The sequence below is a fragment of the Niallia circulans genome (genome assembly GCF_007273535.1).
In the GTDB taxonomy this organism is placed as follows: Bacteria; Bacillota; Bacilli; order Bacillales; family Cytobacillaceae; genus Niallia; species Niallia circulans_B.
On the sequence record NZ_RIBP01000004.1, the window covers coordinates 2,069,511 to 2,095,783 of the forward strand.

A 26,273-nucleotide genomic window follows, 5' to 3' on the forward strand; every position below is an offset into this window, starting at 1 on the left:
CTAATTTTTGAAATAGCTCGTATATATATTAGTACAAACTGTCTTAGGAGTGATCAATGATGTCTAAGAATAAAAAGCTTACCATTTTATCTGCTGCACTCGTATCAACTGTTATGCTATCTGGCTGTGGCTTATTTGGAGGTAAAGATGGCAAAGAAAACGTCGACCCACCGCAATCAACTACATATAGTGATAATGCGGCAGAGGAAACAGCGGCAAAGGCTGGGGAAGAGACAGCAGAATCCATGCCAATTGAATTATATTTAGTGGATAAAGATGGATTTGTTGTTCCACAAACATTAAATATCCCGAAAACAAACAGTGTTGCTAAAGAAAGCCTTCAGTATTTAGTGAAAGATGGTCCTGTCACAGACATGCTGCCGAACGGCTTCCAGGGAGTATTGCCTGCAGGTACAGAAGTTACTGTCAATATTAAGGATAAAGTAGCTACAGTCGATTTTTCGAAGGAGTTTAACGACTATGATGCAAGTGACGAGTCTAAAATCATGCAGTCAGTTACATGGACATTAACACAGTTTGATTCCATTGATTCCGTTAAACTGCAAGTTAATGGCAAGGAGCTTGCACAAATGCCTGTCAATAAAACGCCAATCCAAAGCTCCTTAACAAGAGACATGGGTATTAACTTGGATACAAAGGATGTTGCTGATATTACTAATACTAAGCCGCTAACTGTTTATTATGTGGGCGGAGAGGCTGGCGAATATTATTATGTGCCAGTAACAAAACGTGTCAGCAACGCGAGTGATAATAATATTGCAGCAGCAGTTGGCGAACTCGCAGAAGGACCAGGAACTGGGTCTGCCTTGGCAACCTTCATGGAACAAGACGTGAAGCTGTTGGATGATCCTGTTGTGGCAGACGGAAAGGTAACATTAAACTTCAATGAGTCCATCTATAATAGCGCAGACGGAGAGGAAAAAACCGTTTCTGATGATCTGTTGAACTCTCTTGTGCTGTCTTTGACAGAGCAGGAAGGCATTGAAAGTGTTGCCATTACAGTGAATGGCGAACAGGACCTTGTGAATGAGGAAGGCAAAAGTCTTACTGAGCCAGTATCACGTCCTGAAAAAGTTAATACTGGAAGCTTCTAATATTAAAAAGGCTGCTTTATGCAGCCTTTTTTGTGCGTGAAGGCTGAGATTTTATATATGATTGGACTGTCCAATTTTTTGATAGTAAAATGTAAGCAGAAGTAAATATGTCTACATAATTAAAAATGCACGCAGCAGGAAGTGGGAGCAAAATGAAAGAAATCATTATCGCAACGAAAAACCGAGGAAAAGCGAAAGAGTTTGTGGAGATGTTTGAGCCGCTTGGATATGCTGTCAAAACATTGCTTGATTACCCAGAAATTGAGGATGTCGAAGAAACTGGCACAACATTCGCAGAAAATGCAGTCTTAAAGGCTGAAACAGTGGCAAAGCTGTTAGGAAAGGTTGTTATTTCCGATGATTCCGGCTTAATGGTCGATGCACTTGAAGGCAGACCAGGCGTCTATTCAGCACGATATGCAGGAGAACAGAAGAATGATCAGGCAAACATGGATAAAGTGCTTGAAGAATTAAAGGGAGTTCCTGCAGAAAAACGAACAGCACGCTTCTGCTGCACATTAGCAATCGCCAACCCTGCAAGCGGGACACAAACGTTTACAGGCACTTGTGAAGGTGTAATATTAGAGGAGAGAAGAGGAGAATATGGCTTCGGCTATGATCCAATTTTCTTTGTGGTGGAAGAGGACAAGGCAATGGCAGAATTGCCGCCAGAAAAGAAGAACAGTATCAGTCACAGAGCGAATGCACTAAAAAAATTAAAGGAACAGCTTCCGCAAGTTCTGTAAGGAGAGTGTTGGGCAATGAAGGTTCTAATTGTCAGTGATAGCCATGGCCTTGTAGATGAGCTGCAGGTGTTGAAGGAAAGGCATAAAGAAGAAGCAGACCTGTTCCTTCATTGTGGAGACTCGGAGCTCCCTATCGATGACAAAGCCATTTCAGGATATGTCGTAGTTCAAGGGAATTGTGATTATTTCGCAAAATATCCAGAAGAAACAATCCAAGAAGTGAACGGAAAGAAACTGCTGATGGTGCATGGCCATCTATATGGCGTCAAATCATCTGTCAGCAGGCTGTTATACAGGGCAAAAGAGGTCGGCGCACAAATTGTCTGCTTTGGACACAGCCATTACCTTGGTATGGAAATGATTGAAGATGTATTATTCATCAACCCAGGCAGCCTGCGTTTGCCAAGAGGAAGAATGGAAAAGACATATGTCATTCTATCCGTAGAAGACAAAACCTTAAAAACAGAAGTGTACGATTTTGACAAAGGACTGCTTCCAGAACTAACAACAGAGTTCCCTATGTAATAACTTTCTTGAAGAGAAAATAAATTAATTTTCTCTTCAAGAAAAAAACTTTGAAAAAGATGTTGACTTTATATTGTCTAACACATATAATAAATATTGTCCTGATGAGGACGTTAAAAAAACAAAAACATGTCCCAGTAGCTCAGCCGGATAGAGCATACGCCTTCTAAGCGTACGGTCGGGAGTTCGAATCTCTCCTGGGACGTCTTAAAGACGAAAGCACTTATGAATGTTGATTTATCAATGTTTATGAGTGCTTTTTTGTTTTTTTAATGTGTTTTTTTATCATATTCGTGAATGTTTCTACTGTACTTCTTTCATCTTTGGTTCGCAGCTCCATAATTGAATACTTTTGCAAAGTCCTTTACATAGCTTAATATATAAATGGAAAAGCCCTTCTCCTTAGGAGAAGGGCTAAATGTTTAGTAACTATGGTCTTTTTTTTTGCCTTCAAATAGTCTCATTATAAATAAGATACTAACTATGAGTAATAGAATACCAATGATAAGATTCGGTGCATTTTTAGGCATTATTAAACTGTATGTATATAGAAATAATACAGCCCATACTAAAACAGTAAGATATTTAATAGTACTTTTCAAAGTCCTTCACCACCTTTTAATATATATCCATCCATTCTTTGGCTTTTTATCTTTTTTGTAAAGATACTTAGCGATTGCTGTGCCTATATCCAAATAATTCATAGCAAACGTCACAGCAGCACCTACACATACAGCTAGTTTTTTTGCACCCCAAGCTTTTAATCTGCTAGTAACTGTTTTAGTGAAGATTCTTGCTTCCTTTTTTGATTATGTAGGGCTGGATTGCACCAACACCAATTGCAATATTTATTGCAGCACCGGCAAATTTAACTCCTATTTTTAACTTTACCTTTTACTGAAACTGCAGAGGCAGACTCTACTCCAACAACATTACTTAGGGCACTCTCAACGAAAACTGATATTGGTGTTAAAAAAGTCTAACTTTATTATTAAAGTAGCCATGCTACAATTTAATTGTAGTTAGTGGAACTGACTATACAGGTTCAGTTTATTCAATAATGTGTACTCGAAAAATACAATACAGTAGGTTCTACCAAAGAATCAAGATTGAACCTTCACAATTTCCACTGAAGGTTTATCTATTGCATGAAACTTTTTTTCTTGGAAGATATTTTGTTAGTAATTACGCAACCTCTACTTTGGTAATCTACAAATTGAATTACCTGATTTTACTTTGGCTCATGCCAAATTAAAATAAAATATAGTAAATGGAGGCAATGCAAAGTGAAAAAATGACTAAGTATTTTGACACTTATTTTATTAATAGGAGTAACTTACAGCAGTACCATTGTTAAAGCTGGTACAATTCCAGCTCCAGAATTGACTAGCGTACAAGTTGTTGGAATCTCTTAGTCCAACTCAACTGAAAGCAAATATATCTTTAAAAGGAGATACACTTCTTCTAAGAGTTAAATTCACTGGATATGATAAAGGAAAATTAGCTAACAATGTAGGCGTTAATGTTAGAACTTATGTCACTTTGAATAATAGTGAATTAATAATTGGGGCAGATAATATCGTTGTTGGTTGGATTTATTATTTTCAAGTTTCGATGGATTCCTTACCATCTAATTCCATTCAAATACAGGGTATTAATCATTTGCTTGGAAACATAGTATCTAGCAATCCTATTAGCTTGGAAAGAGAAAGTGTTCTGCGATGATTACTTCCGTTAACACTTCAGCTATGCCTAACCCTATGTATACGACTTCTAAGGGTACTTCGATTAAGGGTCCTAATGATGATTTTTCTAAGGATCCACGCTTTCTAGCTTTTTGCAGCTTAGCTTGTAATAATTGGGATGGAACACGCGTTTTAACAGACGAGACTCGTCTATCAATGAGCTTTCCAGACTTCTGTGATATGTTGGATAAGGGAGAATTAGTGGATGCCCATTATGCTCAAAATAACACGTTTGAAAATTCTACAACTAAATGGGAATTAGTTTATAAGTTTTCGCCTGGTGATCCGAAGTCAAAAGCTGAACAGTTAGAGATAATTAAAAAAGCATATAGCCTTGGAATGATGACTAATGATGATTGGATATTAAGAAAGAATGAATCATTAAATATAATGAATCTTTAAATATAATGAATGGCTTGAGCAACCCACATAGCTAAGTCTGTTAATTCGGGATTAGGACTTATTGATTCATCTATCAGTAAACTACATTCAAAATTAAGGGAGCAATTATTAGAAGGAATGAAAAAAACGTATGAAGAGCGTATCGTAAACAAGGATAATAAGTTTTTCAGAAATCATGTTTTGAAAGCCTATTCTTTTGGAAAGCTGTTAAGGAAACCACAAATTTTACACCAAAAATTAAATTATCGAATTCATAAAAACTTCTATTGTTTGTATAAAACATTTTTCTAGCCTTCTTTAATACAATATAGAAGGATGTTCTAACATTAACGGAGCAGGTCATTTTGTGGGTGCTTTTCTTGAAAAAATAAATCTTTTAAGAGTGTATAAATAAAAAGATAAATGGTTACAATAAAATAGTAACAGTTTTTTGCACAACACTGTTAAATGCCTTACTCTTCGGAGTAGGGCTTTTTTTTGTAACTGCACCCATATCCCAAACCTTACATAGTTGCTTTTCCCTGTTTAGATATACTTTTCCCAACTCCTAAAACATGGTAACCTTAAATTACCACAAAAAGGAGAATAACCACATGAAGCATATAACAGCAGCTATCTATCTTTCCATAGGCTTTTTATTAATATCCTTTAACAGCTTTGGCGAATTTTATCCTGGAGTAGGCTATTACTTTATTGTATTTCTTATTTTCCTTTTAGGAATCATTTATCTTGTTTCTGCTATTAAAGATTATTTGAGAAAGCATTATTCAACAGAAGAAAGAAAAGGATAGTATAGCGACGCTAGAGTAGTAGAGTCCTATTATTAATGTCGAGCGCTAGTTTTATATTCACCAGTCTATGTATGGCTGGTTTACACCTCTTTAAACGAAAAAAAGCATCCGCTGGGTGCTTTTTTTATCTTTGCGTCTGCAAAAAATATAAAAACCAAACCGCATGATTTTGTTCGTCCATTGCCGCTCTTTTGAATGATTCTTTAATTAAGTCATTGCTTGTGCTGTCAGCGATTGTTAAATAGAAATCAACGGTCTCCTGCTCGTCATGAAAAGCAAAATCAATACCTGATGGATAGTTATTAGGGCAAGTTTCTGTAATCACTGCCGAATGCTTTTGACCTGTTAGCTGGCTGTAAAGGGAGGAGAATGTATTATAATGGTTGATTTCATCCTTGCGTATCTCGTTGATAATTTTCCTTCCTCGTTTTGTCGGTGCTAATGTTTCCAGTTTTTTATAACAGTGGATTGCAGCATATTCCCCATCAATTGCCTTTGCAATTTGTGCAGCAAGCTGCTTTGCGCGCTGTTGATATAATTCATAATAGTGCTTCAAATTTTTCAGCTCCTTGCAGTTGTTATAGCTTACATTATGAAATTTATAACGATAAGGAACTTGTCTTATGTAATAAGAGGAGCTCGTGAAACGAGGAGTATTGATGAGGATTTTCTTATTTACTTTGCCATTTTTAATGTGCGAACAAACTTAATGTCAGAACCTTTCACCTGCTTTTGAACTTTTTTAATCCCTTCTGTACCGACAACACTGCCAAGCATACTGATGATAATGCTTGAGCAAATCCACTGCAAAGCATAATAAATGCCAGAACCAACTAGTATATCAAGAATCATTATGCGCTTGATAACAGTACCCTCAACTACCACAATAAGAAATGTCTTTTCGGTCTTTCTTGCCAAATAAATCACATCCTTCCTGTTAAGCTTATGTGCCTGTATGCTTGGTCTATTCAATAATAAATGATCACTGTTTATGAAGAGTCATAATCTGGATTAATGCTTTTAAATTAAGGTAAATATATAACAGGAATTGAAAGATAAAGACGGAAATATAAAGAGAGAAGATTTTTTCGAAATTTTAGAAAATGGGTGGGATCTGTTATGGAAATAAGGACATCAAGGCTGTTGATCCGTGAATTCACCAAAAGTGATTGGCCAAAAGTATATGAGTATACCTCAAACAGTAATGTCATGCATTACATTCCAGAAGGTGTAATGACTGTGGAGCAAACACAGCAATTGATACGTGATAATCAAGGTGAAAATGCGGAATACTTTGCCGTGATACTTGCAGCTGAAAAGAAGCTAATAGGACATATTGCGTTTTTTAAATATTTTGGAGTGCATACATATGAAATTGGTTGGGTGTTTCATCCTAATTTTTTTAATAAAGGCTATGCAACAGAAGCGGCAAAAGCAGTTTTAGCATACGGGTTTGAAAGTATGAAGCTTCACCGGATTATCGCTACATGTCAGCCTGAAAATGTTCCTTCTTACAGAGTAATGGAGAAAATTGGCATGAGAAAAGAAGGTTTTTTCAAAAAATGTATTCCAGCAGGAGATGGTTGGTGGGATGAATATTATTACGCAATATTAAAAGAGGAATGGGATGGCATCCGTTAAGGCTGAACGTTTAAAGGGGCTGCATAAACAAGCTAAAAGCTTAACGTGCATGTAACCCCTAGATTCACCAGTTACATTGGAAAGCTAATTACTCTCTGTTGCGCATTAAATAGTAAATGAGCAGCTTTTGAGTATTGCTTTTCAAGCTTGTATTGTCAAAACGGTGAGGCTCATGTGCTCCTCTATAATAAAAGTTATACTCTGTAGAAATCCCATCATTATGGCCTCGCTGTACATGAAGCTGGTTCACTCTCATGTCATTCTTGATTTTCTTTAAGTCTAATTGCACTTTCTGCATGGTATGTTCGATGAGATTTATATAGACATTTTTAATTTTGAAGGATGTATCTTCAATCTTTCTGCGGTCATATTCGAGTACTGCTAATACAAGTGCTAGATACACGGATTGACTGATAATTTTGCGGTCGGACTCTAAAATTGCGTGCATCGCTCAAACGCTCCTATTCCGCTTTTTTCGCTGAAATAAGATTTTGGAATGGCACAAAGTGAATAGAGTGCTCGATTCCCTTTACTCGCAGTTCTCTTTTGACATAATCGATGAAAATAGTCGTTCCATATAGCGAATAGATTGATTCCTCAAGCTTAACTCTGTATTCAAGTGACCAGTTGTACTCCATTGCTTCATGTATAAGCATGTCAGTATCAGTTGAGAAAGCCTTAGTTGATTCCGCATTTTTTTCGACTACCCCTTGTTTTGGCTGTTGCGGAAATAACATTGCAGTCCATTTTAATTTATTTTCTTTAATCATAACATCCATCTCCTTTTGTCTTTTTAATATATCAGAACAAATGTTCTTAATCAAGATTGATTTGGAACGTTTGTTCGTATATGATATATGCAAGAAAGGAGTGAAATATTAGATGAATCGTCAGTTAGAAAGAGCACTACAGGAAAATCGGGCAATCGAAATCATTTATATGAGCGGAAATGAATGTTTCACGAAGAGGACTATTCTTATGCGGGAGATGAAGGGAAGCTATATTAAGGCATATTGCCTGCAGAGAAAACAGCCAAGAATATTTAAGCTGGATTCTATCCTCGCTGTTTCCTTTGCAGTTGCAGGCAGAAAAAAGGCCTGAAAAAATGTGTGGCAGTTATTTTTTTCTTGCGATGCGAAAGCCATTGTCGATTTTATCAAAGCCAACGTGAGGATAATAGGACATCGCATCAGGAGCCGAAAGAAGAATAAGGGCGACTTCCTCTCCGATATGCTCTTTTAATAGTTGTAGCAAAGTTTTGCCAATGCCTTCCTTTTGATAGCTTTTATCGACTGCTAAATCAGATAGATAGCAGCAGTAGCTAAAATCCGTTACTGCCCTTGCCACCCCTACTAATTGATCCCCATTCCATGCCGTAAAAAGTATATCTGCATGATTAATCATTTTCTGTAGCCGCGGATAGTCGTCTGTTGGACGAATAAGTTCAGAAGCAAGGAATAAAAGGGAAAGCTGTTCTGGTGTTATCTTTTCATTGTATTTGTATTCAATTACTGTTAGTGAATTCATATAGTGCCTCCTGCAGCTTTTTCTTTATTATAAAGTGAAAAGACTAGTTATCGGCAAAAAAATGATAAAATTTGTTAAATTGTCTGAAAAATCTATTTCAGTATAACAATCGCTTTCTTCTTAAAGGTGAATTGTATAAAAACATGTCTTGTCCCTTATATACTGAAAACTCTTTAAACATCATTTGTCAGCTTTTCTAATAAGTATTTTCAGATAGTAACGACAAAATAGGAAAAAAGGTTGGTGTAAACGGTTAAGAAATCGGTAAATGGTTATATTGTAGATAACATCCCTATCGGTTTTGTAAAAAAGTTCACAAATTGTACACAAAAATGTTGGAAACGCTTACTGATAATAGTGTATACTATACATATAGTAAATTCTAACTATAAACAATTGCAGTGAAATATAGATGAAACAGATAGGAGACTATGTAAAGGAGAAGGAAAACATGATTTTAAAAGAGTTAGCAAGAAACCGGAAATTAGTCATTAATTACTATAAAAATGGACTTTTACAAACATGCAAGGGCAGTGTTGAGTTATTGAACCTCCATGAGCAAACATTAAACCTGAAGGATGAGAAAGAGAATATCCTCCAAATTAAACTATCATGGATTCATGATATCGCACCAACAGCTGGTTAAGTATAATTAAAAATGGAACCGCTTTCCTAACAAGGAAGCGGTTTTTTGTAAAAAGGCTGTCAGGAAATCTGACAAGTTCGTATACGCAGCTCACATTATCGTATTATAATGAATTCTCCATAAAGAATCGTTTTTGTTTGTACCATCAAAAAACAGGACTTAAAGATTAAAAAAATTAGTAAAAAAAATTTTTTAGAATTTTACAAAGTACAGGCGTTATTTATTTATCAATATTGTAAGCGGTTACTGCAATCTTGATTTTGTTTGAATTATCGAACAATTCTTAAAAAGGGTGTTGACTCTTGTTTCAAATCGGCGTAAGATAACCTCAACAAAAGCAAAACAGAAAATAAAAAACACAGCTTAGAAAGCTATTGAAACCATTTGAAATACCGTCGTTAAGTAAGCCTATTACCTAAATAAAAGATAATGAAAAATACGATGATGAGGATAAGTAGTTCCTGATTTGGGATTCCACAGAGAGCCGGTGGGTTGCTGAGAACCGGTGAAGCCGATCAAGAATGAACTCACCTCTGAGTGTTGGCTTGAAACACATTTGTGCAGTAGAGCTAACCGAGTGACACGCCACTCGTTACCAAAAAAGGAACGAACTGTTCATTGAGTGCATACACGCTTTAGTGTATGAATGAGGGTGGTACCGTGGAAAAGCTAAAAAAAGCCTTTTCACCCCTTTTGTCTACTTAGTAAAGTAAACATTGGGGGTGTGGAGGCTTTTTTTATGATATAAATCAACTGGTGTTGCTGGCGAAATCATTGTAAAAATTAAATCACCTTAATAAGGAGGTTATATTGATGATACAGAAAACCGCCTTTGAAGAGACGAAGGCTAAGACAAAGCCATTAACTGGGGCAGATCTATTGCTGAAAGCTTTAGAAAAGGAAAATGTGGAGTATATTTTCGGCTATCCGGGAGGTGCAGTTCTTCCGATTTACGATAAAATATACGATTCAAAAATATTCCATGTCCTTCCGAGACATGAACAAGGCGGAATACATGCTGCTGAAGGCTATGCTCGCATATCTGGAAAACCAGGAGTAGTTATTGCCACATCAGGTCCTGGTGCAACAAATATTGTGACAGGGCTTGCGGACGCGATGATGGATTCCTTGCCACTTGTTGTTTTCACTGGACAGGTAGCGACAGGCGTTATTGGGACAGATGCCTTTCAAGAGGCAGATATTCTTGGCATTACAACACCAATCACAAAATATAATTGTCAAATCAGAAGCTTGGAAGACATTCCGAGAATTGTTAAGGAAGCTTTCTTTATTGCTACAAGCGGAAGACCTGGCCCAGTTTTAATTGACGTGCCGAAGGATATCGCTGCAACTGTGACTGAGGTGCCTCAGGAGCAAGAAGTGGACTTGCCGGGCTATCAGCCAACTACAAAGCCAAATTATTTGCAAATCCGTAAGCTGACAGAGGCTGTCAGTGCTGCTAAAAAACCAGTCATTCTGGCAGGAGCAGGGGTTATTTTCTCAAAGGCATCAGCTGAGTTGAAGGAATACGCAGAACAGCAGCAAATTCCCGTTGTACACACATTGCTTGGCTTAGGTGGACTTTCTGAGGATAACAGTTTGTTCGTCGGAATGGGCGGAATGCATGGCAGTTATGCGGCTAATATGGCATTGTACGAATGTGATTTACTTGTAAATGTTGGAGCGAGATTTGATGACCGCTTGACAGGTAATTTGCAGCATTTTGCTCCAAATGCAATTAAGGCACATATCGATATCGATCCAGCTGAAATTGGCAAGATTATTCCAACAAAAATCCCAGTCGTAGCAGATGCGAAAGAAGCATTGACAGAGTTAATCAATCAAAATGGAAAACGTTCAGAGCATGACGAATGGTTAAAAAAGATTGAAAATTGGGAAAACGAATACCCTTATTATTACGAAGATTCCGACAAGTTGAAGCCACAGCAAATACTTGAGCTTCTTCATACAAAGACAAATGGGGAAGCAATTGTAACAACAGATGTAGGACAGCATCAAATGTGGACAGCACAATACTACCGCTTTAAGGACCCTAATAAATGGGTAACTTCAGGTGGATTAGGAACGATGGGATTCGGCTTGCCATCAAGCATCGGTGCACAAATTGCCGACAAGGATGCAACCGTTCTATCCATCAGTGGTGATGGCGGTTTCCAAATGTGCAGCCAAGAATTAGCTCTTATCAGGGAGTTGAACTTGCCGATCAAAATCATCATTTTCAATAACCAAGCATTAGGAATGGTAAGGCAATGGCAGGAATTCTTTTACGAGTCGCGCTTCTCTCACAGTAAGGAATCTGTGCAGCCGTCCTTTGTCAAGCTTGCAGAAGCATATGGCATTAAAGGCTATCAAATTTCGAATCTTGAGGATGCTGACAAAATATTGGATGAAGTCCTTCATAACAGGGAGCCAGTTGTCTTAGACTTCCGTATTGATCCTAATGAAAATGTTTATCCGATGATTGCACCAGGCAAAGGTTTACACGAAATGGTGGGGATGAAACCATGAAAAGAATAATCAGTTTAACAGTCATGAATAAATCTGGTGTTTTGAACCGGATTACCAATTTGTTTTCAAAAAGAAACTATAATATTGAAAGCATTTCGGTTGGTCATACGGAGCAAGAAGGTATATCCAGAATTACATGTGTTGTTCATGTAGAGAGTGAGGGTGTCATCGAGCAGGTGACAAAGCAGCTTAATAAACAAGTCGACATATTAAAAGTTGTGGATATTACTGACCAGGCAATTGTTGAAAGGGAGCTTGCCTTAATTAAGGTACTGGCAACACCAGCCACTAGAAATGAGCTGTACTCCTTAATTGAGCCTTTCCGGGCATCTGTAATCGATGTGAGCAAAGAAAGCTTAGTCATTCAGATAACTGGTGAAGCTTCAAAGATAGAAGCATTTATTGAGCTGATAAGACCATACGGAATCAAAGAGATTGCAAGAACTGGCACCACTGCATTCCCGCGTGGGTCTCAGAAAAACACTAGTCAAAGAAACCATTACTCTATTGTTTAATTAAATTTATATAAAAACAAATCTACTAAAAAGGGAGAAATTTAAAATGGCGAAAATGTACTATAACGGAGATGCAAGCTTAGGATACTTTGAAGGAAAAACGGTTGCTGTAATTGGATACGGATCACAAGGCCATGCACATGCACTAAATATGAAGGACAGCGGAGTTAATGTAATCATTGGCTTAAGACAAGGGAAATCATGGGATAAAGCAGCTGAAGACGGCTTTGATGTTTATTCAGTTGGAGAAGCAACAGCGAAAGCTGATGTTGTTATGATTTTGCTTCCAGATGAGCAGCAAACAAAGGTTTATAATGAAGAAATCAAGCCGAACTTAACTAGCCAAGCATTAATGTTTGCGCACGGCTTTAATATTCACTTCAGCCAAATCGTACCACCAAGCTCAAGTGATGTATTGTTGGTAGCTCCAAAAGGTCCTGGTCACTTAGTAAGAAGAACATTTGAACAAGAGGCTGGCGTGCCTGCGTTATTCGCAATCTACCAAGATGTTACGGGAGAAGCAAGAGAGCTTGCGTTAGCATACGCAAAAGCAATCGGCGCATTGCGTGCAGGAGCTTTGGAAACAACATTTAAAGAAGAAACAGAAACAGATTTGTTCGGTGAGCAAGCAGTATTATGCGGCGGCTTGACTGCACTTGTAAAAGCTGGCTTTGAAACATTGGTGGAAGCTGGTTACCAGCCTGAATTGGCATATTTCGAGTGTTTGCACGAGCTGAAATTAATCGTTGACTTGATGTATGAAGATGGAATGGCTGGCATGAGATACTCAATCTCTGATACTGCACAATGGGGCGATTTTGTAACAGGACCAAGAATCGTAACAGAAGATGTGAAGAAGGAAATGAAAGCAGTATTAACAGACATCCAAGAAGGCAAGTTCGCAAAAGGCTGGATTTTGGAAAACCAAGCGAACAGACCTGTCTTTAATGCAATCAACGCAAGAGAAAGTGAGCATTTAATCGAAACAGTCGGCAAAGAGCTTCGTTCTATGATGCCATTTGTAAAAAGTTCAAGGAAAAAAGAAGTTGTAGGCAGTGGCCAAAAATAAGACCTGCTATATATAAACTACTATCTTATAAGCAGTAAAAAGGACGGTGCAGGAGTTAAATCCTGGGCCGTTCTCTAAAAAAAAAGCAATCACTGACTTTACAGATGAGCATGGAGGTCATTAGCAAATGGAGAAAAAAATTGCCGTATTGCCTGGAGATGGCATCGGTCCAGAAATCATTAAAGGTGCAATCGATGTATTGCAGGTAATTGAAGCAAAATTTGGCCACTCTTTTGAATATAATTATGCAAATATCGGCGGATCTGCCTTTGATAAGGAAGGAACACCTTTATCAGACAAAACGATTGCATTATGCAAATCGAGTGACGCGATTATGCTTGGCGCAGTTGGTGGACCGAAATGGGATACTCTGCCTGTTTCATCAAGACCTGAACAAGGGCTGCTTCGCATCAGGAAAGAGCTTAACCTTTTTGCAAACTTAAGGCCAACTAAATATTTTCCAAGCTTGGCACCTGCGTCTCCGTTGCGCCAAGAAGTTATTGAAAATGTTGATTTAATGATGGTTAGAGAGCTGACAGGCGGCATTTACTTCGGCACACCAAGTGAAAGAACGACAATTGGCGGAAAGGCTGGAGCTGTTGATACACTTCTATATACAAAAGAAGAAATCAACATCGTTTTGAAAAAAGCATTTGAAATCGCCAAAACTAGATCAAAGAAAGTAACTTCTGTCGATAAGGCGAATGTATTGGAATCAAGCAGACTGTGGAGAGAATGTGCTACGGAGATGGCTGTGCAATATCCGGAAGTTAAACTCGAGCATATGCTTGTCGATAATGCGGCAATGCAGCTTATCAGCAATCCAAGACAGTTTGATGTGGTTGTAACTGAAAACATGTTTGGTGATATCTTAAGTGATGAGGCAAGTGTGTTGACAGGATCGCTTGGGATGCTCGCTTCAGCAAGTATTTCTGAAGACGGTCCATCGCTTTATGAACCAATACACGGTTCAGCTCCAGATATTGCTGGACAAAATATTGCCAATCCGCTGGCAACTATTCTGTCTGCAGCAATGATGCTTCGTCTATCCTTTGAGATGGAACAGGAAGCTCAATTAATAGAAAATGCAGTTGATGCAGTTTTAAATAAAGGCTATCGAACAAAGGATATCCTGTCTGCGGATACTACATTGCTTACTACTTCACAAATGGTCGAGCAAGTTAAAGCTGAAATGATGACGGTACTTGAAACAGTAGAAGCATGATAAATAGAGAGAAAACGAAAGAAAATTGGATGGATAAATAGGATAGATAAGAATAGAAGAAAAAAGACAAAAGAAAGGGGAGGACCATAATGGGGAAATCCATTATTGAAAAAATCTGGGAAAAGCATATTGTTCATCGCGAAGAGGGAAAGCCGGATCTCCTGTACATCGATCTTCATCTAGTGCATGAAGTGACATCCCCACAAGCATTTTCTGGGCTAAGAATGAAAAATCGTAAGGTCCGCCGTCCAGATCGTACCTTTGCAACAATGGATCATAATGTCCCGACAATCAATCGCTTTCAAGTGGATGATGAAGTAGCTTTAAATCAAATGACAACATTAGAAAAAAACTGTCTTGAGTTTAATGTCCCATTGGCAAATTTGGAAAGCCCAGAACAAGGGATTGTCCATGTCATTGGTCCGGAATTGGGATTAACACAGCCTGGAAAAACAATCGTTTGCGGTGACAGCCATACATCGACACATGGTGCTTTTGGTGCATTGGCGTTTGGAATTGGCACAAGTGAGGTTGAGCATGTATTAGCAACACAAACTTTGTGGCAAACAAAACCAAAAACATTAAAAATAGAAGTGAACGGTAAGTTAGCAATGGGTGTTAACGCTAAGGATGTTATCTTGTATGTGCTTTCCAAGTATGGTGTCAATTTTGGAACAGGTCATGTTATTGAATACACTGGCGACGTCATCAAACAATTGAGCATGGAAGAGAGAATGACAATCTGCAATATGTCCATTGAAGGTGGCGCTAGAGCCGGGCTTGTCTGTCCAGATGAAACGACGTTCAGCTATATGCGCGGCAGAAAATATGCTCCTGAAAACTTTGAGGAAGCTGTTAAAGCATGGGAAGAAATTGTATCAGATGAGGATGCTGTCTATGATAAAGTAATCGAAATAGACGGCAATGACATTGCACCAATGGTCAGCTGGGGAACAAATCCATCCATGACAGCCAAGGTGGATGACAGTATTCCAACTGAAGGTGATTTTGCGGACGAAACAGATCGTCGTGCCTTAAAGAGTGCCCTGCAATATATGGGTCTTAAGGAAGGACAGCAAATTAAAGATATCGCCATTCAGCATGTCTTTATAGGTTCTTGTACAAATTCTAGAATAGAAGATTTGCGACAGGCTGCAAGTGTTATTAGCGGGCAAAGGGTGCATCCAGGTGTACGTGCATTAGTTGTTCCAGGGTCCCAGCAGGTGAAAATGAAAGCAGAAGAAGAAGGGCTTGATAAATTATTTACCGAAGCAGGCTTCGAGTGGAGAGATGCGGGCTGCAGCATGTGCCTGAGCATGAATAATGATGTTGTTCCAAGCGGAGAACATTGTGCATCCACTTCAAACCGCAACTTTGAAGGCAGACAAGGGGCAGGTGCCAGAACACACTTAGTCAGCCCGGCAATGGCAGCAGCAGCGGCGCTTAATGGTCACTTTGTTGATATACGAAAAGGAAATGTAGCAGAGCTTGTATAAAAAGGAGGGAACGTCCCATGGGCGGTTTTAAGAAATTGGCCGGAAAGGCTGTGGCGATGGATCGTGTAAATGTGGACACAGATCAGATCATCCCTAAACAATTTTTGAAAAGAATTGAAAAAACAGGATTTGGACGCTTTGCATTTTATGATTGGCGATATAAAGAAAATGGTGAGCTTAATCCGGAGTTTGAATTGAATTTTCCAGAAAATCAAGGTGCGAATATTTTGATTGCAAACAAGAACTTCGGCTGTGGTTCATCAAGAGAGCACGCTCCTTGGGCCTTAAATGACTATGGTTTTCAAGCTGTTATAGCACCATCCTTCGCTGATATCTTTTATCAAAATTGCTTAAAAAATGGCATGCTTCCGATTGTTCTCGAGGCTAATGATGTTGAATATTTGTTAAAGGCAGCTAAAGCACAGCCTTATCAACTTCATATTAATTTAGAGGAAGAAAAGGTAGAGGATGAAAGTGGCTTTTCTGTAAATTTTACAATCCATCCATATTGGAAAAAAATGCTTGTGAACGGATGGGATGAAATCCAAATTACTATGCAATATGAGGATAGTATTCAAGAATTTGAAAATAATATCAATACATTTGCATTAGTGAAATAATAAAGAAGAGGGTTTTCGAACCGTGAAATGCTTGGAATGTGCAGGGAAAAGCTGGACCACAAAGCATGATACGGAAGGAAGCTCCTTTTTCTTTTTTAGGAATATTTAGCAATGTTGCAATAAAAACACCAACCGTGCTAAACTAGCAAAAAATAGAATAATTAGGGTGTATGACATGAAAAAACGGGATTTGACCAAAAAGGGCAATATCATCCTTTTCCCTGACTTAGACCAAAGATACTTAGAAAAGGGCTTGGAGGCCGTCCAGGCTAAAAATTTTCAGGAGGCAGTTTCCTGCTTTGAGAAAGCAATAGAAGTTAATCCTGATAACAGTGAGATTAAAACAGGGCTCGTCCTAAGCTATTATGAGCTTGGAATGCTCCAGGAATCAAAAAAAATGGCCAAAAGCATGCTGGAGGAAGGTCAAGGAGATTATCTTCAAGTTCTTGATTTGTATATGATGATTCTTGTTCAACTCCATGAATATGAGGAGATTGCGACAACGATCGAAGTACTCCTTGAGGACAAGCATATTCCAGCAGGGAAAATAGAGCATTTTTCTAAGCTGCTTGAATTCAGCAGGAAAATGGCTGCATTAAGTGGCGCGTCAGAAGAGGAGTATGCTGCTGAAGACTTTGGAGAAAGTGGTCTTGATTTGGCTTCCATTCAAGATCAAAATGAAATGCTGCTGCTTGCTGCAAAGCTAGAAAAGGCAAATGTGCGGCAATACATAGATGAAATAAAGGAATACATAGGAAATCCGCAGGCAAACCCGTTTTTCCAGTCAATGCTTTTAAATATTTTAAAAGAGCAAGAGTATGAACAACAAATACTCGTCAGGAAAATGGACAGGGAGATGACCGTTGTTCCCCATACCTTAAAGGATGTACGGCTTCAGGAGCAATCGGTTGAAATTACAGCTATTTTGAAAGAAAAGCTGGAGCACCAGAACCCTGTCTTGCTCGAGAACATTGTAGCCCTTTTGGAACGCCATTTCTTTCTGCTTTATCCATTTACATTGGATGGGAAGAACAGTGGTATTTGGGCTGCTGCCTACCATTCTATTGTACAGGATTACTATGGTATGTATGATCAAATGGGCGAGGGATTAGGTGAGCTTTATCACCTTTCTGATAGCGAAATAGAGACAGCAAAGGCGATTATTGCTAGTCTAGAGGAAATTTCTTATCCTAATATGTAGCTTGGATGTTGAAACAACTTGAACGTATGATATAATGTAATGGTTGCATTCGTAAAATGCGAGCGTGTATAACATTAGTAGATACCTGCTTTTAGTTATATAGAGCTGACATCTGCCGTAATTGGTGATGTCACTATCAATATTCTCTATTAAAATAAAAGTACTATCTAAACAACTGTTAGAAGTATTGAAAAGTAGAATAGATTGTTGGAGGGAAATATAGTTATGTCAGCAAAATGGGAAGCATTAGAAGGGAACCGTGGTGTTCTTACAATTGAATTGGATGCTGAAAAGTTAAACGAAGGTTTAGACCTTGCATTCAAAAAAGTAGTTAAGCAAGTTAATATTCCTGGATTCCGTAAAGGGAAAATTCCTCGTGGAATGTTCGAACAACGCTTTGGTATCGAATCTTTATACCAAGATGCAATCGATATTCTATTGCCAGAAGCATATGCTAACGCAATCGACGAAGCAGGCATTGAGCCAGTTGATCGTCCTGAAATCGATGTTGAGCAAATCGAAAAAGGAAAACCAGTTATCTTTAAAGCAACTGTAACTGTTAAACCAGAAGTTACTTTAGGCGATTACAAAGGCCTTGAAGTAGAAGCTGTTGACACAAATGTTACAGACGAAGATGTAGATGCAGAAATTAAAGCATTGCAAGAAAAACAAGCTGAATTAGTTGTTAAAGAAGAAGGTAAAGCTGAATTAGGCGATACAGTTGTTATCGACTTCGAAGGTTTCCAAGATGGAGTTGCTTTTGAAGGCGGAACTGCTGAAAACTTCTCTCTTGAACTTGGTTCAGGACAATTCATTCCAGGATTCGAAGAGCAATTAGTTGGTCTTGCTACTGGAGAAAACAAAGAAGTAGAAGTATCATTCCCAGAGGAATACCATGCTGCTGAGCTAGCTGGAAAGCCTGCTACATTCAAAGTTACAGTTCAAGAAATTAAAGGGAAAGAACTTCCTGAATTAGATGATGAATTTGCTAAAGATGTTGATGCTGAAGCAGAAACATTGGCAGATCTTAAAGAAAAAATCAAAACTCGTCTTGAAGCAGACAGAAAACACCAAGCAGAACATGCTGTTCGTGACACAGTAGTAGAAAAAGCTGCTGCTAACGCTACAATCGATGTTCCATCTGCAATGGTTGACACAGAAATCGATCGTATGATGAACGAATTCGAACAACGCTTGCAAATGCAAGGTATGAACCTTGAGCTTTACTTCCAGTTCTCTGGTCAAGATGAAGCAGCTCTTAAAGAGCAAATGCAAGAAGATGCAGCACAACGTGTTCGCGTTAACTTGACTCTTGAAGCAATCGTAAATGCAGAAAACATCACAGTTTCTGAAGAAGAAGTTACTGCTGAGCTAGACAAAATGGCAGAAATGTACAACATGGGCATAGATGCTATTAAACAAGCACTTGGTGGCGTTGAAAACCTACAAATGGATCTTAAAATCAGAAAAGCAATCGATTTCCTTGTAGAAAACAGCAAAACTGTTGCATAATAGAAGTAAGCAAAATAACTAAGGCGCGAAGTATCGTGCCTTAGTTTTATATTAGCGATTACCAACATATAATAAGATTTAAAGAGCTAGATGTCCCTTTTTTTCTTGTACAGGAATTCATACATATAAAAAGAGTGGCATAACCAGACTTAAAGCAGGCAAAACTGGTTATGCTTAATAGAAGCACTTACGTTTTACCGCGATAGGATTATTCGGAAATAGTTTTCCAAGTTGTATCATTTCCTGTACAAACACCAATATGGTACAATGCAATACATAACTGTTGTAAAAAAAAAAGATAAATAGATGATTAACTTTTTAATCCGTGCGGTAAAACATATATATAAGAGTACTTAAGGGGTGAACATATGTTTAAATTTAATGATGAAAAAGGTCAATTAAAATGCTCCTTCTGTGGTAAAACTCAAGATCAAGTCCGCAAGCTTGTTGCAGGACCTGGCGTGTACATATGTGATGAATGTATTGAATTATGTACAGAGATAGTCGAAGAGGAGCTTGGCACAGAAGAAGAAGTGGAATTCAAGGATGTTCCAAAGCCGGCAGAAATCCGCGATATACTTAATGAATATGTTATCGGGCAGGAGCAAGCAAAAAAATCCTTGTCTGTAGCCGTTTATAATCACTATAAACGCATCAATTCAAACAGTAAGATCGATGATGTAGAATTGTCGAAGAGTAATATTGCCATGATTGGACCAACAGGAAGCGGTAAAACGCTATTGGCACAAACACTTGCTAGAATACTGAATGTTCCTTTCGCAATTGCTGATGCTACTTCATTGACTGAAGCAGGTTATGTTGGTGAGGATGTAGAGAACATTCTCTTGAAGTTAATTCAATCTGCTGACTATGATGTGGAAAAAGCGGAAAAAGGTATCATTTATATCGATGAAATCGATAAAGTGGCACGTAAATCAGAAAATCCGTCTATCACAAGAGATGTATCTGGTGAAGGTGTACAGCAAGCATTGCTGAAAATCCTTGAAGGGACTGTTGCAAGTGTTCCGCCACAAGGAGGAAGAAAACACCCGCATCAGGAATTTATCCAAATTGATACAACAAATATTCTCTTCATTTGCGGTGGTGCTTTTGACGGAATTGAACCGATTATCAAAAGACGTCTTGGTCAAAAGGTAATTGGATTTGGCGGAGAAACAAAAGTAGAAGAAGTGGAAGATAAAGACTTGCTTGCAAAAGTCCTTCCAGAAGACTTGCTTCGTTTTGGACTAATCCCAGAATTCATCGGTCGTCTTCCAGTTATTTCAAGCTTAGGACAGCTTGATGAAGAAGCGCTGATTGAAATTTTGACAAAGCCGAAAAATGCTTTAGCCAAACAGTACAAAAAAATGCTTGAGCTTGATAATGTGGAATTGGAATTTGAAGACGATGCATTAAGGGAAATTGCTAAAAAAGCAATTGAAAGAAAAACAGGTGCTCGTGGACTTCGTTCTATCATTGAGGGCATTATGCTTGATGTAATGTTTGATCTTCCTTCACGTGAAGATATCGTTAAATGCATTATCACAAAAGAAACAGTCGCGGATAACGCTGCTCCAAAGCTTGTTTTAGAAGATGGGACAGTTGTCGATAAAGAAACGAAAACATCTGCATAACAACAGTTAGCTTCATAATTAGGGCTGGAATCATATTGATTCCAGCCCTTTGTTTTTGTCCCTTAAGTTAAAGGTAAATACAAAATCCTAAAACATTCCATGATTTTTCCATGAAATATTGTTTATTCCAACTCTAGGAAGGAGATACTACTTTCTATCAGCAAGATATAATTCAGGAGGTAATAATATGAGTTGGACAGAGATTGCTTTATTTGTACAACTATTCTTTGGCATTATAATTGGCCTGTATTTTTGGAACCTTTTAAAAAGTCAAAGAACGCAAAAAGTATCAATTGATCGGGAATCAAAAAAAGAAATGGATCAACTGAAAAAAATGCGTTCTATCTCTTTGACTGCACCACTATCCGAAAAGGTCAGACCAACAAGCTTTGAAGATATAGTTGGACAAGAGGATGGCATAAAGGCATTAAAGGCAGCCCTTTGTGGTCCTAATCCTCAGCACGTCATCATATACGGGCCGCCTGGAGTTGGAAAGACAGCTGCAGCGAGACTAGTATTGGAAGAGTCAAAAAGGAATTCAAAATCACCCTTCAAAAAAACTTCAGTATTTGTGGAGCTTGATGCAACAACAGCGAGATTTGATGAAAGAGGTATTGCTGATCCTCTGATTGGCTCCGTTCATGACCCAATTTACCAAGGTGCAGGTGCAATGGGACAGGCAGGTATTCCACAGCCTAAACAAGGCGCTGTCACAAATGCACACGGTGGAGTACTTTTTATTGATGAAATTGGTGAACTTCACCCAACACAAATGAACAAGCTGCTTAAGGTCTTGGAGGATAGGAAGGTATTTCTCGAAAGTGCTTATTATAATGAGGAAAACACGCAAATTCCAACACATATCCACGACATATTCCAGAACGGACTGCCAGCAGATTTCAGGCTAATTGGTGCTACAACTAGGACACCAAACGAAATTCCGCCAGCCATTCGTTCAAGATGTATGGAGGTCTTTTTCCGTGAATTAACAGCAGATGAAGTAGTGAAAATAGGGAAAAAGGCTGCTGATAAGGTTCGCTTGGATATTAGTGAACAAAGCTTAAACACGCTTGCTGAATATGCACGCAACGGACGAGAAGCTGTTAATATCGTACAAATATCAGCAGGGCTGGCCATAAGCGAAGACCGTACATATATAAAAAATGATGAATTAGAATGGGTTATTCATTCAAGCCAGCTCTCTCCAAGGATGGAACGGAAAATTAATGATGAATCGCAAGTGGGAATAGTGAATGGACTTGCCGTGCATGGTCCGAATATGGGCGCACTTCTTGAAATTGAAGTTACTGCCATTCCTGCTGAAAAGGATAAAGGCTCTATCAATATTACCGGAATTGTGGAAGAAGAAAGTATTGGTGGTCAAGGAAAGTCAATCAGAAGAAAAAGTATGGCAAAGGGTTCAATCGAAAATGTCATTACAGTGCTTCGGTCTATGGGTGTTCCAGCAGATCAATTTGACATCCATGTCAATTTTCCTGGCGGTGTACCAATTGATGGACCTTCTGCAGGTATCTCCATGGCCTCAGGCATTTATTCGGCCATTTACAATCAACCGATTGACAGAAAGGTAGCTATGACTGGTGAAATAAGTATTCATGGCAAGGTGAAACCTGTCGGCGGCGTGTTTGCAAAGGTGAAAGCAGCTCAAAAGGCTGGAGTAGAGAGAGTGATTATTCCAGAGGAAAATATGCAGTCTGTTTTACAAGAAATCACTGGAATCACTATTATTCCAGTATCATCCTTCCAGCAAGTATTAGACCTTGCTTTGTTGAAGGAAGGACAAGCAAATGGAGAAGCAATACCAGCCTCCATCGAAATATCTAAAAAAGAAAGTGTATAAAAAACAACGAAGCAAGCCCTGCACGCAGATGCTGGCATATAAATGCCAGCTATTCTGCTGTAGAGCTTTTTTCATTATAAAAAAGAAAATGTATATCCTTGAATGTCAATTCATTTATAAGATGGCTAAGATGATTTATAATGTAGGCTAGAACAGGATGTTAATTCTTTTGCAGAAAGAGGACATAATACAGGCCATTTGTTAAAATAATAACATTATGGGATAAAAGAAAGAATATAAGCAAAACAACTCGAATAAATACATGGTCTCAATAAGAATAAAGGAACATCGTATAAATGCTTGCAATTCATAAGTGAATAATTAGGGAGTCAATTAGTTCTAATTCCTTTTTCTCTATAATAACCCTAGTTAATAGACACTTTTTCCTAAATAGGATAGAATTGTACAAAGTATGAAATGCGATGCTGGAGGTGCAACGTCATGGAGGAAAAAAAGAATACATTAGTACCCCTCCTGCCGCTACGAGGATTACTTGTTTATCCAACAATGGTATTACACTTGGATGTTGGTAGAGAAAAATCGGTGCAGGCACTTGAAAAAGCAATGGTTGATGACCATCTGATTTTTCTAACAATGCAAAAAGATATTGATATTGATGATCCTGCTGAGGAAGAATTGTACAAAATCGGGACTTTGACTAAAGTTAAGCAGATGCTGAAGCTTCCGAACGGCACGATCCGCGTATTGGTGGAAGGGCTGAAAAGAGCCAAATTTATTGAATTGACAGAAGAAGAAGGCTATTATGCCGCAACACTTGAAGTAATGGAAGAGGATACTTCAAAGGATGTTGAAGATGAAGCTTTAATGAGAACTATGCTTCAATATTTTGAGCAATACATAAAGATCTCCAAAAAAATCTCTAATGAAACGTATGCTACAGTTTCTGATATGGAAGAGCCAGGACGCATGGCGGATATTATTGCATCACATCTGCCGATAAAGCTAAAGGAAAAGCAGAAAATTCTGGAAACTTTAGATAACAAGCAACGTATGAATCAAGTGATTGACATTATTCATAATGAAAAAGAAGTCTTAAGCTTAGAGAAAAAGATTGGGCAGCGTGTTAAAAAGTCGATGGAAAGAACGCAAAAGGAATATTACTTGCGTGAACAAATGAAAGCAATCCAAAAAGAGCTTGGTGATAAAGACGGTAAAAGCGGAGAAATAAGCACGCTTGCTGAAAAAATCGAACAAGCAGGAATGCCGGAGCATGTTAAAACCACTGCCTTAAAGGAGCTGGATCGTTACGAGAAGATTCCTACCACATCTGCAGAGAGCTCTGTTATCCGCAATTATATTGATTGGCTGCTGGCATTACCATGGAGCAATGCTACAGAGGATGACTTGAATATCAAAAAGGCCGAAAAAATATTGGATCAGGACCATTATGGTCTTGAAAAGGTTAAGGAGCGCGTGTTAGAGTATTTAGCAGTGCAAAGCTTAACTAATTCGCTTAAAGGGCCAATTCTTTGTCTTGCAGGACCTCCAGGCGTAGGTAAAACAAGCTTAGCACGTTCTATTGCGAAGTCACTTAACCGTAACTTTGTGCGTATTTCCCTTGGCGGAGTCAGAGATGAATCCGAAATAAGAGGACATAGAAGAACATATGTAGGAGCGATGCCTGGGCGCATCATTCAAGGGATGAAAAAGGCAGGTACAATCAATCCTGTATTCCTATTGGATGAAATCGACAAAATGTCCAATGACTTTAGAGGTGACCCATCTTCAGCGATGCTTGAGGTTTTGGACCCAGAACAAAACAGCAACTTCAGTGATCATTATATTGAAGAAACTTATGATCTTTCCAATGTTATGTTTATTGCAACAGCCAATAACTTGGCAACAATTCCGGGACCGCTTCGTGATCGGATGGAGATTATCTCTATATCAGGCTATACAGAGCTGGAGAAAATCCATATTGCCAAGGACCACCTGTTGCTTAAGCAAATTAAAGACCACGGCTTAACTAAGGGGCAGCTGCAAATAAGAGAAGATGCCATCCAAAGCATTGTGCGCCATTATACACGTGAAGCAGGAGTTAGAAGCTTGGAACGTCAAATTGCCACGATTTGCCGTAAAACGGCAAAAATGATTGTATCAGAAGAAAAGAAAAAAGTAATTCTGACAAGCAAAAATGTAGAGGAATTCCTTGGTAAGCGCATCTTCCGCTATGGTCAGGCTGAGCTGGAGGATCAAGTCGGTGTTGCAACAGGGCTTGCTTACACTACTGTTGGCGGGGATACATTGCAAATAGAAGTATCGTTGGCACCAGGAAAAGGGAAGCTTGTATTAACAGGGAAATTGGGAGATGTAATGAAGGAATCAGCACAGGCTGCTTTCAGTTATATCCGCTCCAAGGCAGAGGAGCTTGAAATTGACCCGAAATTCCATGAAAAATTTGATATTCATATTCATGTACCAGAAGGAGCAGTTCCAAAGGATGGTCCGTCAGCAGGTATTACAATGGTGACAGCACTTGTATCTGCATTGTCTGGCAAGCCGATTAAAAGAGAAGTTGGCATGACAGGCGAAGTTACCTTGCGCGGCAGGGTTCTTCCAATCGGAGGTCTGAAGGAAAAATCGCTGAGCGCACATCGTGCAGGCTTGACAACGATTATTGCACCAAAGGATAATGAAAAAGATTTAGATGATATACCAGAAAGTGTTCGCGAGGAACTGAACTTTATTCTTGTTTCTCATGTGGACGAAGTATTAAAACATGCTCTGAACGGAAGTGTAAATTCTTGAAAGTAAATAGTGCAGAAATAGTAATAAGTGCCGTAAAGCCACATCAATATCCGGAGACAGATTTACCGGAATTCGCGTTAGCAGGAAGATCAAATGTTGGGAAGTCTTCGTTCATCAATAAGATGCTTGGAAGAAAGGCTCTTGCCCGCATTTCCTCCAAGCCTGGTAAAACGCAGACATTGAATTTTTATTTAATAAATGAAATCCTGCATTTTGTTGACGTTCCTGGTTACGGATATGCAAAAGTGTCAAAAAAAGAGCGAGAAGCATGGGGCAGAATGATTGAAACGTATTTTACATCAAGAGAACAGCTTAAAGCTGTCGTCTTGATTACAGATATACGCCATGCACCTACTAAAGACGATGTTATGATGTATGGATTTTTAAAGCATTATGGCATACCAGCAGTAATTATTGCCACAAAGGCGGACAAGATTTCAAAATCTCAATGGCAAAAGCATTTAAAGGTCACAAGGGAAACGTTAGAGCTTAGTAAGGACGACCACCTTATTCTTTTCTCAAGTGAAACAGGTGAGGGAAAAGACAAGGTTTGGTCCTTGCTACAGTATCTTGCGAAAAACTAAAGTAAAAAAAGCTGAATCACTGTTGATTCAGCTTTTTTTTGTTTATCGAGAAAAGACAGCAATAATAAAGCCTTCCTCCGGGTAAGCTAACAGTAAAACATGCAGTAGGAGGAATTTTCT

26 protein-coding genes, 1 tRNA gene and 1 other annotated feature are annotated in these 26,273 nt (G+C 38.6%); of the genes, 22 read left to right on the top strand and 5 right to left on the bottom strand.

Annotated elements, in window-relative coordinates:
- Positions 1–59: 59 nt before the first annotated feature.
- From CEQ21_RS18085 to CEQ21_RS18115, 7 genes are all read left to right on the top strand, one after another.
- Positions 60–1,115 carry a GerMN domain-containing protein gene (locus tag CEQ21_RS18085; protein WP_185767321.1) on the top strand — a complete coding sequence of 352 codons (1,056 nt, stop codon included), beginning with the start codon at positions 60–62 and terminating at the stop codon, positions 1,113–1,115.
- Positions 1,116–1,267: 152 nt separating this feature from the next.
- Positions 1,268–1,861: an XTP/dITP diphosphatase gene (locus tag CEQ21_RS18090; RefSeq protein ID WP_185765716.1), complete on the top strand. Its 594-nt coding sequence runs from the start codon at positions 1,268–1,270 to the stop codon at positions 1,859–1,861.
- Between the two features lie 15 nt (positions 1,862–1,876).
- On the top strand, positions 1,877–2,386 hold the full coding sequence (locus CEQ21_RS18095; RefSeq protein WP_185765717.1) for a metallophosphoesterase family protein: 510 nt from the start codon (positions 1,877–1,879) through the stop codon (positions 2,384–2,386).
- A gap of 131 nt (positions 2,387–2,517) precedes the next feature.
- Positions 2,518–2,591 (top strand) — tRNA-Arg (locus CEQ21_RS18100).
- Positions 2,592–3,787: 1,196 nt separating this feature from the next.
- Positions 3,788–4,111 carry a DUF4879 domain-containing protein gene (locus CEQ21_RS27490; protein WP_185765718.1) on the top strand — a complete coding sequence of 108 codons (324 nt, stop codon included), beginning with the start codon at positions 3,788–3,790 and terminating at the stop codon, positions 4,109–4,111.
- Positions 4,108–4,533: a hypothetical protein gene (locus CEQ21_RS18110; RefSeq protein ID WP_185765719.1), complete on the top strand. Its 426-nt coding sequence runs from the start codon at positions 4,108–4,110 to the stop codon at positions 4,531–4,533. Before CEQ21_RS27490 ends, CEQ21_RS18110 begins: the two co-directional genes overlap by 4 nt.
- A 593-nt stretch (positions 4,534–5,126) precedes the next feature.
- Positions 5,127–5,324, top strand: a complete 198-nt coding sequence (locus CEQ21_RS18115; RefSeq protein WP_185765720.1) for a hypothetical protein — start codon at positions 5,127–5,129, stop codon at positions 5,322–5,324.
- A 124-nt stretch (positions 5,325–5,448) separates the two neighbouring features.
- Here the strand turns inward: CEQ21_RS18115 and CEQ21_RS18120 are convergent, their stop codons facing one another.
- Complete coding sequence (locus tag CEQ21_RS18120) at positions 5,449–5,880, bottom strand: ferritin family protein (RefSeq protein WP_185765721.1); 432 nt, start codon at positions 5,878–5,880, stop codon at positions 5,449–5,451.
- Between the two features lie 119 nt (positions 5,881–5,999).
- Positions 6,000–6,242, bottom strand: a complete 243-nt coding sequence (locus CEQ21_RS18125; RefSeq protein ID WP_185765722.1) for a hypothetical protein — start codon at positions 6,240–6,242, stop codon at positions 6,000–6,002.
- A gap of 201 nt (positions 6,243–6,443) precedes the next feature.
- Between CEQ21_RS18125 and CEQ21_RS18130 the strand changes: the two genes are divergently transcribed.
- Positions 6,444–6,965, top strand: a complete 522-nt coding sequence (locus CEQ21_RS18130; RefSeq protein ID WP_185765723.1) for a GNAT family N-acetyltransferase — start codon at positions 6,444–6,446, stop codon at positions 6,963–6,965.
- Positions 6,966–7,053: 88 nt separating this feature from the next.
- On the opposite strand, the gene CEQ21_RS18135 is transcribed toward CEQ21_RS18130, so the two are convergent.
- Both CEQ21_RS18135 and CEQ21_RS18140 read right to left on the bottom strand, forming a co-directional pair.
- Complete coding sequence (locus tag CEQ21_RS18135) at positions 7,054–7,413, bottom strand: YhjD family protein (RefSeq protein WP_185765724.1); 360 nt, start codon at positions 7,411–7,413, stop codon at positions 7,054–7,056.
- A gap of 13 nt (positions 7,414–7,426) precedes the next feature.
- The gene (locus CEQ21_RS18140; RefSeq protein ID WP_185765725.1) at positions 7,427–7,735 is read right to left on the bottom strand and encodes a YolD-like family protein; all 309 of its coding nucleotides are present in this window, start codon (positions 7,733–7,735) and stop codon (positions 7,427–7,429) included.
- 112 nt (positions 7,736–7,847) lie between these two features.
- Here CEQ21_RS18140 and CEQ21_RS18145 point away from each other — a divergent pair, with 112 nt between their 5' ends.
- The gene (locus CEQ21_RS18145; RefSeq protein ID WP_185765726.1) at positions 7,848–8,066 is read left to right on the top strand and encodes a WYL domain-containing protein; all 219 of its coding nucleotides are present in this window, start codon (positions 7,848–7,850) and stop codon (positions 8,064–8,066) included.
- Between the two features lie 15 nt (positions 8,067–8,081).
- Here the strand turns inward: CEQ21_RS18145 and CEQ21_RS18150 are convergent, their stop codons facing one another.
- Positions 8,082–8,492, bottom strand: a complete 411-nt coding sequence (locus CEQ21_RS18150; protein ID WP_185765727.1) for a GNAT family N-acetyltransferase — start codon at positions 8,490–8,492, stop codon at positions 8,082–8,084.
- Between the two features lie 412 nt (positions 8,493–8,904).
- Here CEQ21_RS18150 and CEQ21_RS18155 point away from each other — a divergent pair, with 412 nt between their 5' ends.
- From CEQ21_RS18155 to yihA, 13 genes are all read left to right on the top strand, one after another.
- Positions 8,905–9,138: a YolD-like family protein gene (locus CEQ21_RS18155; protein ID WP_268878995.1), complete on the top strand. Its 234-nt coding sequence runs from the start codon at positions 8,905–8,907 to the stop codon at positions 9,136–9,138.
- Positions 9,139–9,570: 432 nt separating this feature from the next.
- Positions 9,571–9,833: a binding site (T-box leader), on the top strand.
- 118 nt (positions 9,834–9,951) lie between these two features.
- On the top strand, positions 9,952–11,667 hold the full coding sequence (ilvB, locus tag CEQ21_RS18160) for an acetolactate synthase large subunit (protein ID WP_185765728.1): 1,716 nt from the start codon (positions 9,952–9,954) through the stop codon (positions 11,665–11,667).
- Entirely contained in the window at positions 11,664–12,182 is a 519-nt protein-coding gene (gene ilvN / locus CEQ21_RS18165; protein WP_185765729.1) for an acetolactate synthase small subunit, read from the top strand. The genes ilvB and ilvN overlap by 4 nt, the downstream gene beginning before the upstream one ends.
- A gap of 46 nt (positions 12,183–12,228) precedes the next feature.
- On the top strand, positions 12,229–13,251 hold the full coding sequence (gene ilvC / locus CEQ21_RS18170) for a ketol-acid reductoisomerase (RefSeq protein WP_127737187.1): 1,023 nt from the start codon (positions 12,229–12,231) through the stop codon (positions 13,249–13,251).
- A 127-nt stretch (positions 13,252–13,378) separates the two neighbouring features.
- Positions 13,379–14,476: a 3-isopropylmalate dehydrogenase gene (leuB, locus tag CEQ21_RS18175; RefSeq protein WP_185765730.1), complete on the top strand. Its 1,098-nt coding sequence runs from the start codon at positions 13,379–13,381 to the stop codon at positions 14,474–14,476.
- Positions 14,477–14,565: 89 nt separating this feature from the next.
- On the top strand, positions 14,566–15,972 hold the full coding sequence (leuC, locus tag CEQ21_RS18180; protein WP_185765731.1) for a 3-isopropylmalate dehydratase large subunit: 1,407 nt from the start codon (positions 14,566–14,568) through the stop codon (positions 15,970–15,972).
- 17 nt (positions 15,973–15,989) lie between these two features.
- A complete protein-coding gene (gene leuD, locus CEQ21_RS18185; RefSeq protein ID WP_185765732.1) occupies positions 15,990–16,592 on the top strand; it encodes a 3-isopropylmalate dehydratase small subunit in 603 nt (200 codons plus the stop codon).
- A 175-nt stretch (positions 16,593–16,767) separates the two neighbouring features.
- Positions 16,768–17,793: a tetratricopeptide repeat protein gene (locus tag CEQ21_RS18190; protein ID WP_185765733.1), complete on the top strand. Its 1,026-nt coding sequence runs from the start codon at positions 16,768–16,770 to the stop codon at positions 17,791–17,793.
- Between the two features lie 225 nt (positions 17,794–18,018).
- Positions 18,019–19,305, top strand: a complete 1,287-nt coding sequence (gene tig, locus CEQ21_RS18195; RefSeq protein ID WP_185765734.1) for a trigger factor — start codon at positions 18,019–18,021, stop codon at positions 19,303–19,305.
- A 368-nt stretch (positions 19,306–19,673) separates the two neighbouring features.
- Entirely contained in the window at positions 19,674–20,939 is a 1,266-nt protein-coding gene (gene clpX, locus CEQ21_RS18200) for an ATP-dependent protease ATP-binding subunit ClpX (RefSeq protein WP_185765735.1), read from the top strand.
- A 187-nt stretch (positions 20,940–21,126) separates the two neighbouring features.
- Positions 21,127–22,800 (top strand): ATP-dependent protease LonB, encoded by a 1,674-nt coding sequence (gene lonB, locus CEQ21_RS18205; RefSeq protein WP_185765736.1) that lies wholly within the window; start codon positions 21,127–21,129, stop codon positions 22,798–22,800.
- 441 nt (positions 22,801–23,241) lie between these two features.
- Positions 23,242–25,569 (top strand): endopeptidase La, encoded by a 2,328-nt coding sequence (gene lon, locus CEQ21_RS18210; protein ID WP_185765737.1) that lies wholly within the window; start codon positions 23,242–23,244, stop codon positions 25,567–25,569.
- A complete protein-coding gene (gene yihA / locus CEQ21_RS18215) occupies positions 25,566–26,153 on the top strand; it encodes a ribosome biogenesis GTP-binding protein YihA/YsxC (protein WP_185765738.1) in 588 nt (195 codons plus the stop codon). The genes lon and yihA overlap by 4 nt, the downstream gene beginning before the upstream one ends.
- Positions 26,154–26,273: the final 120 nt, after the last annotated feature.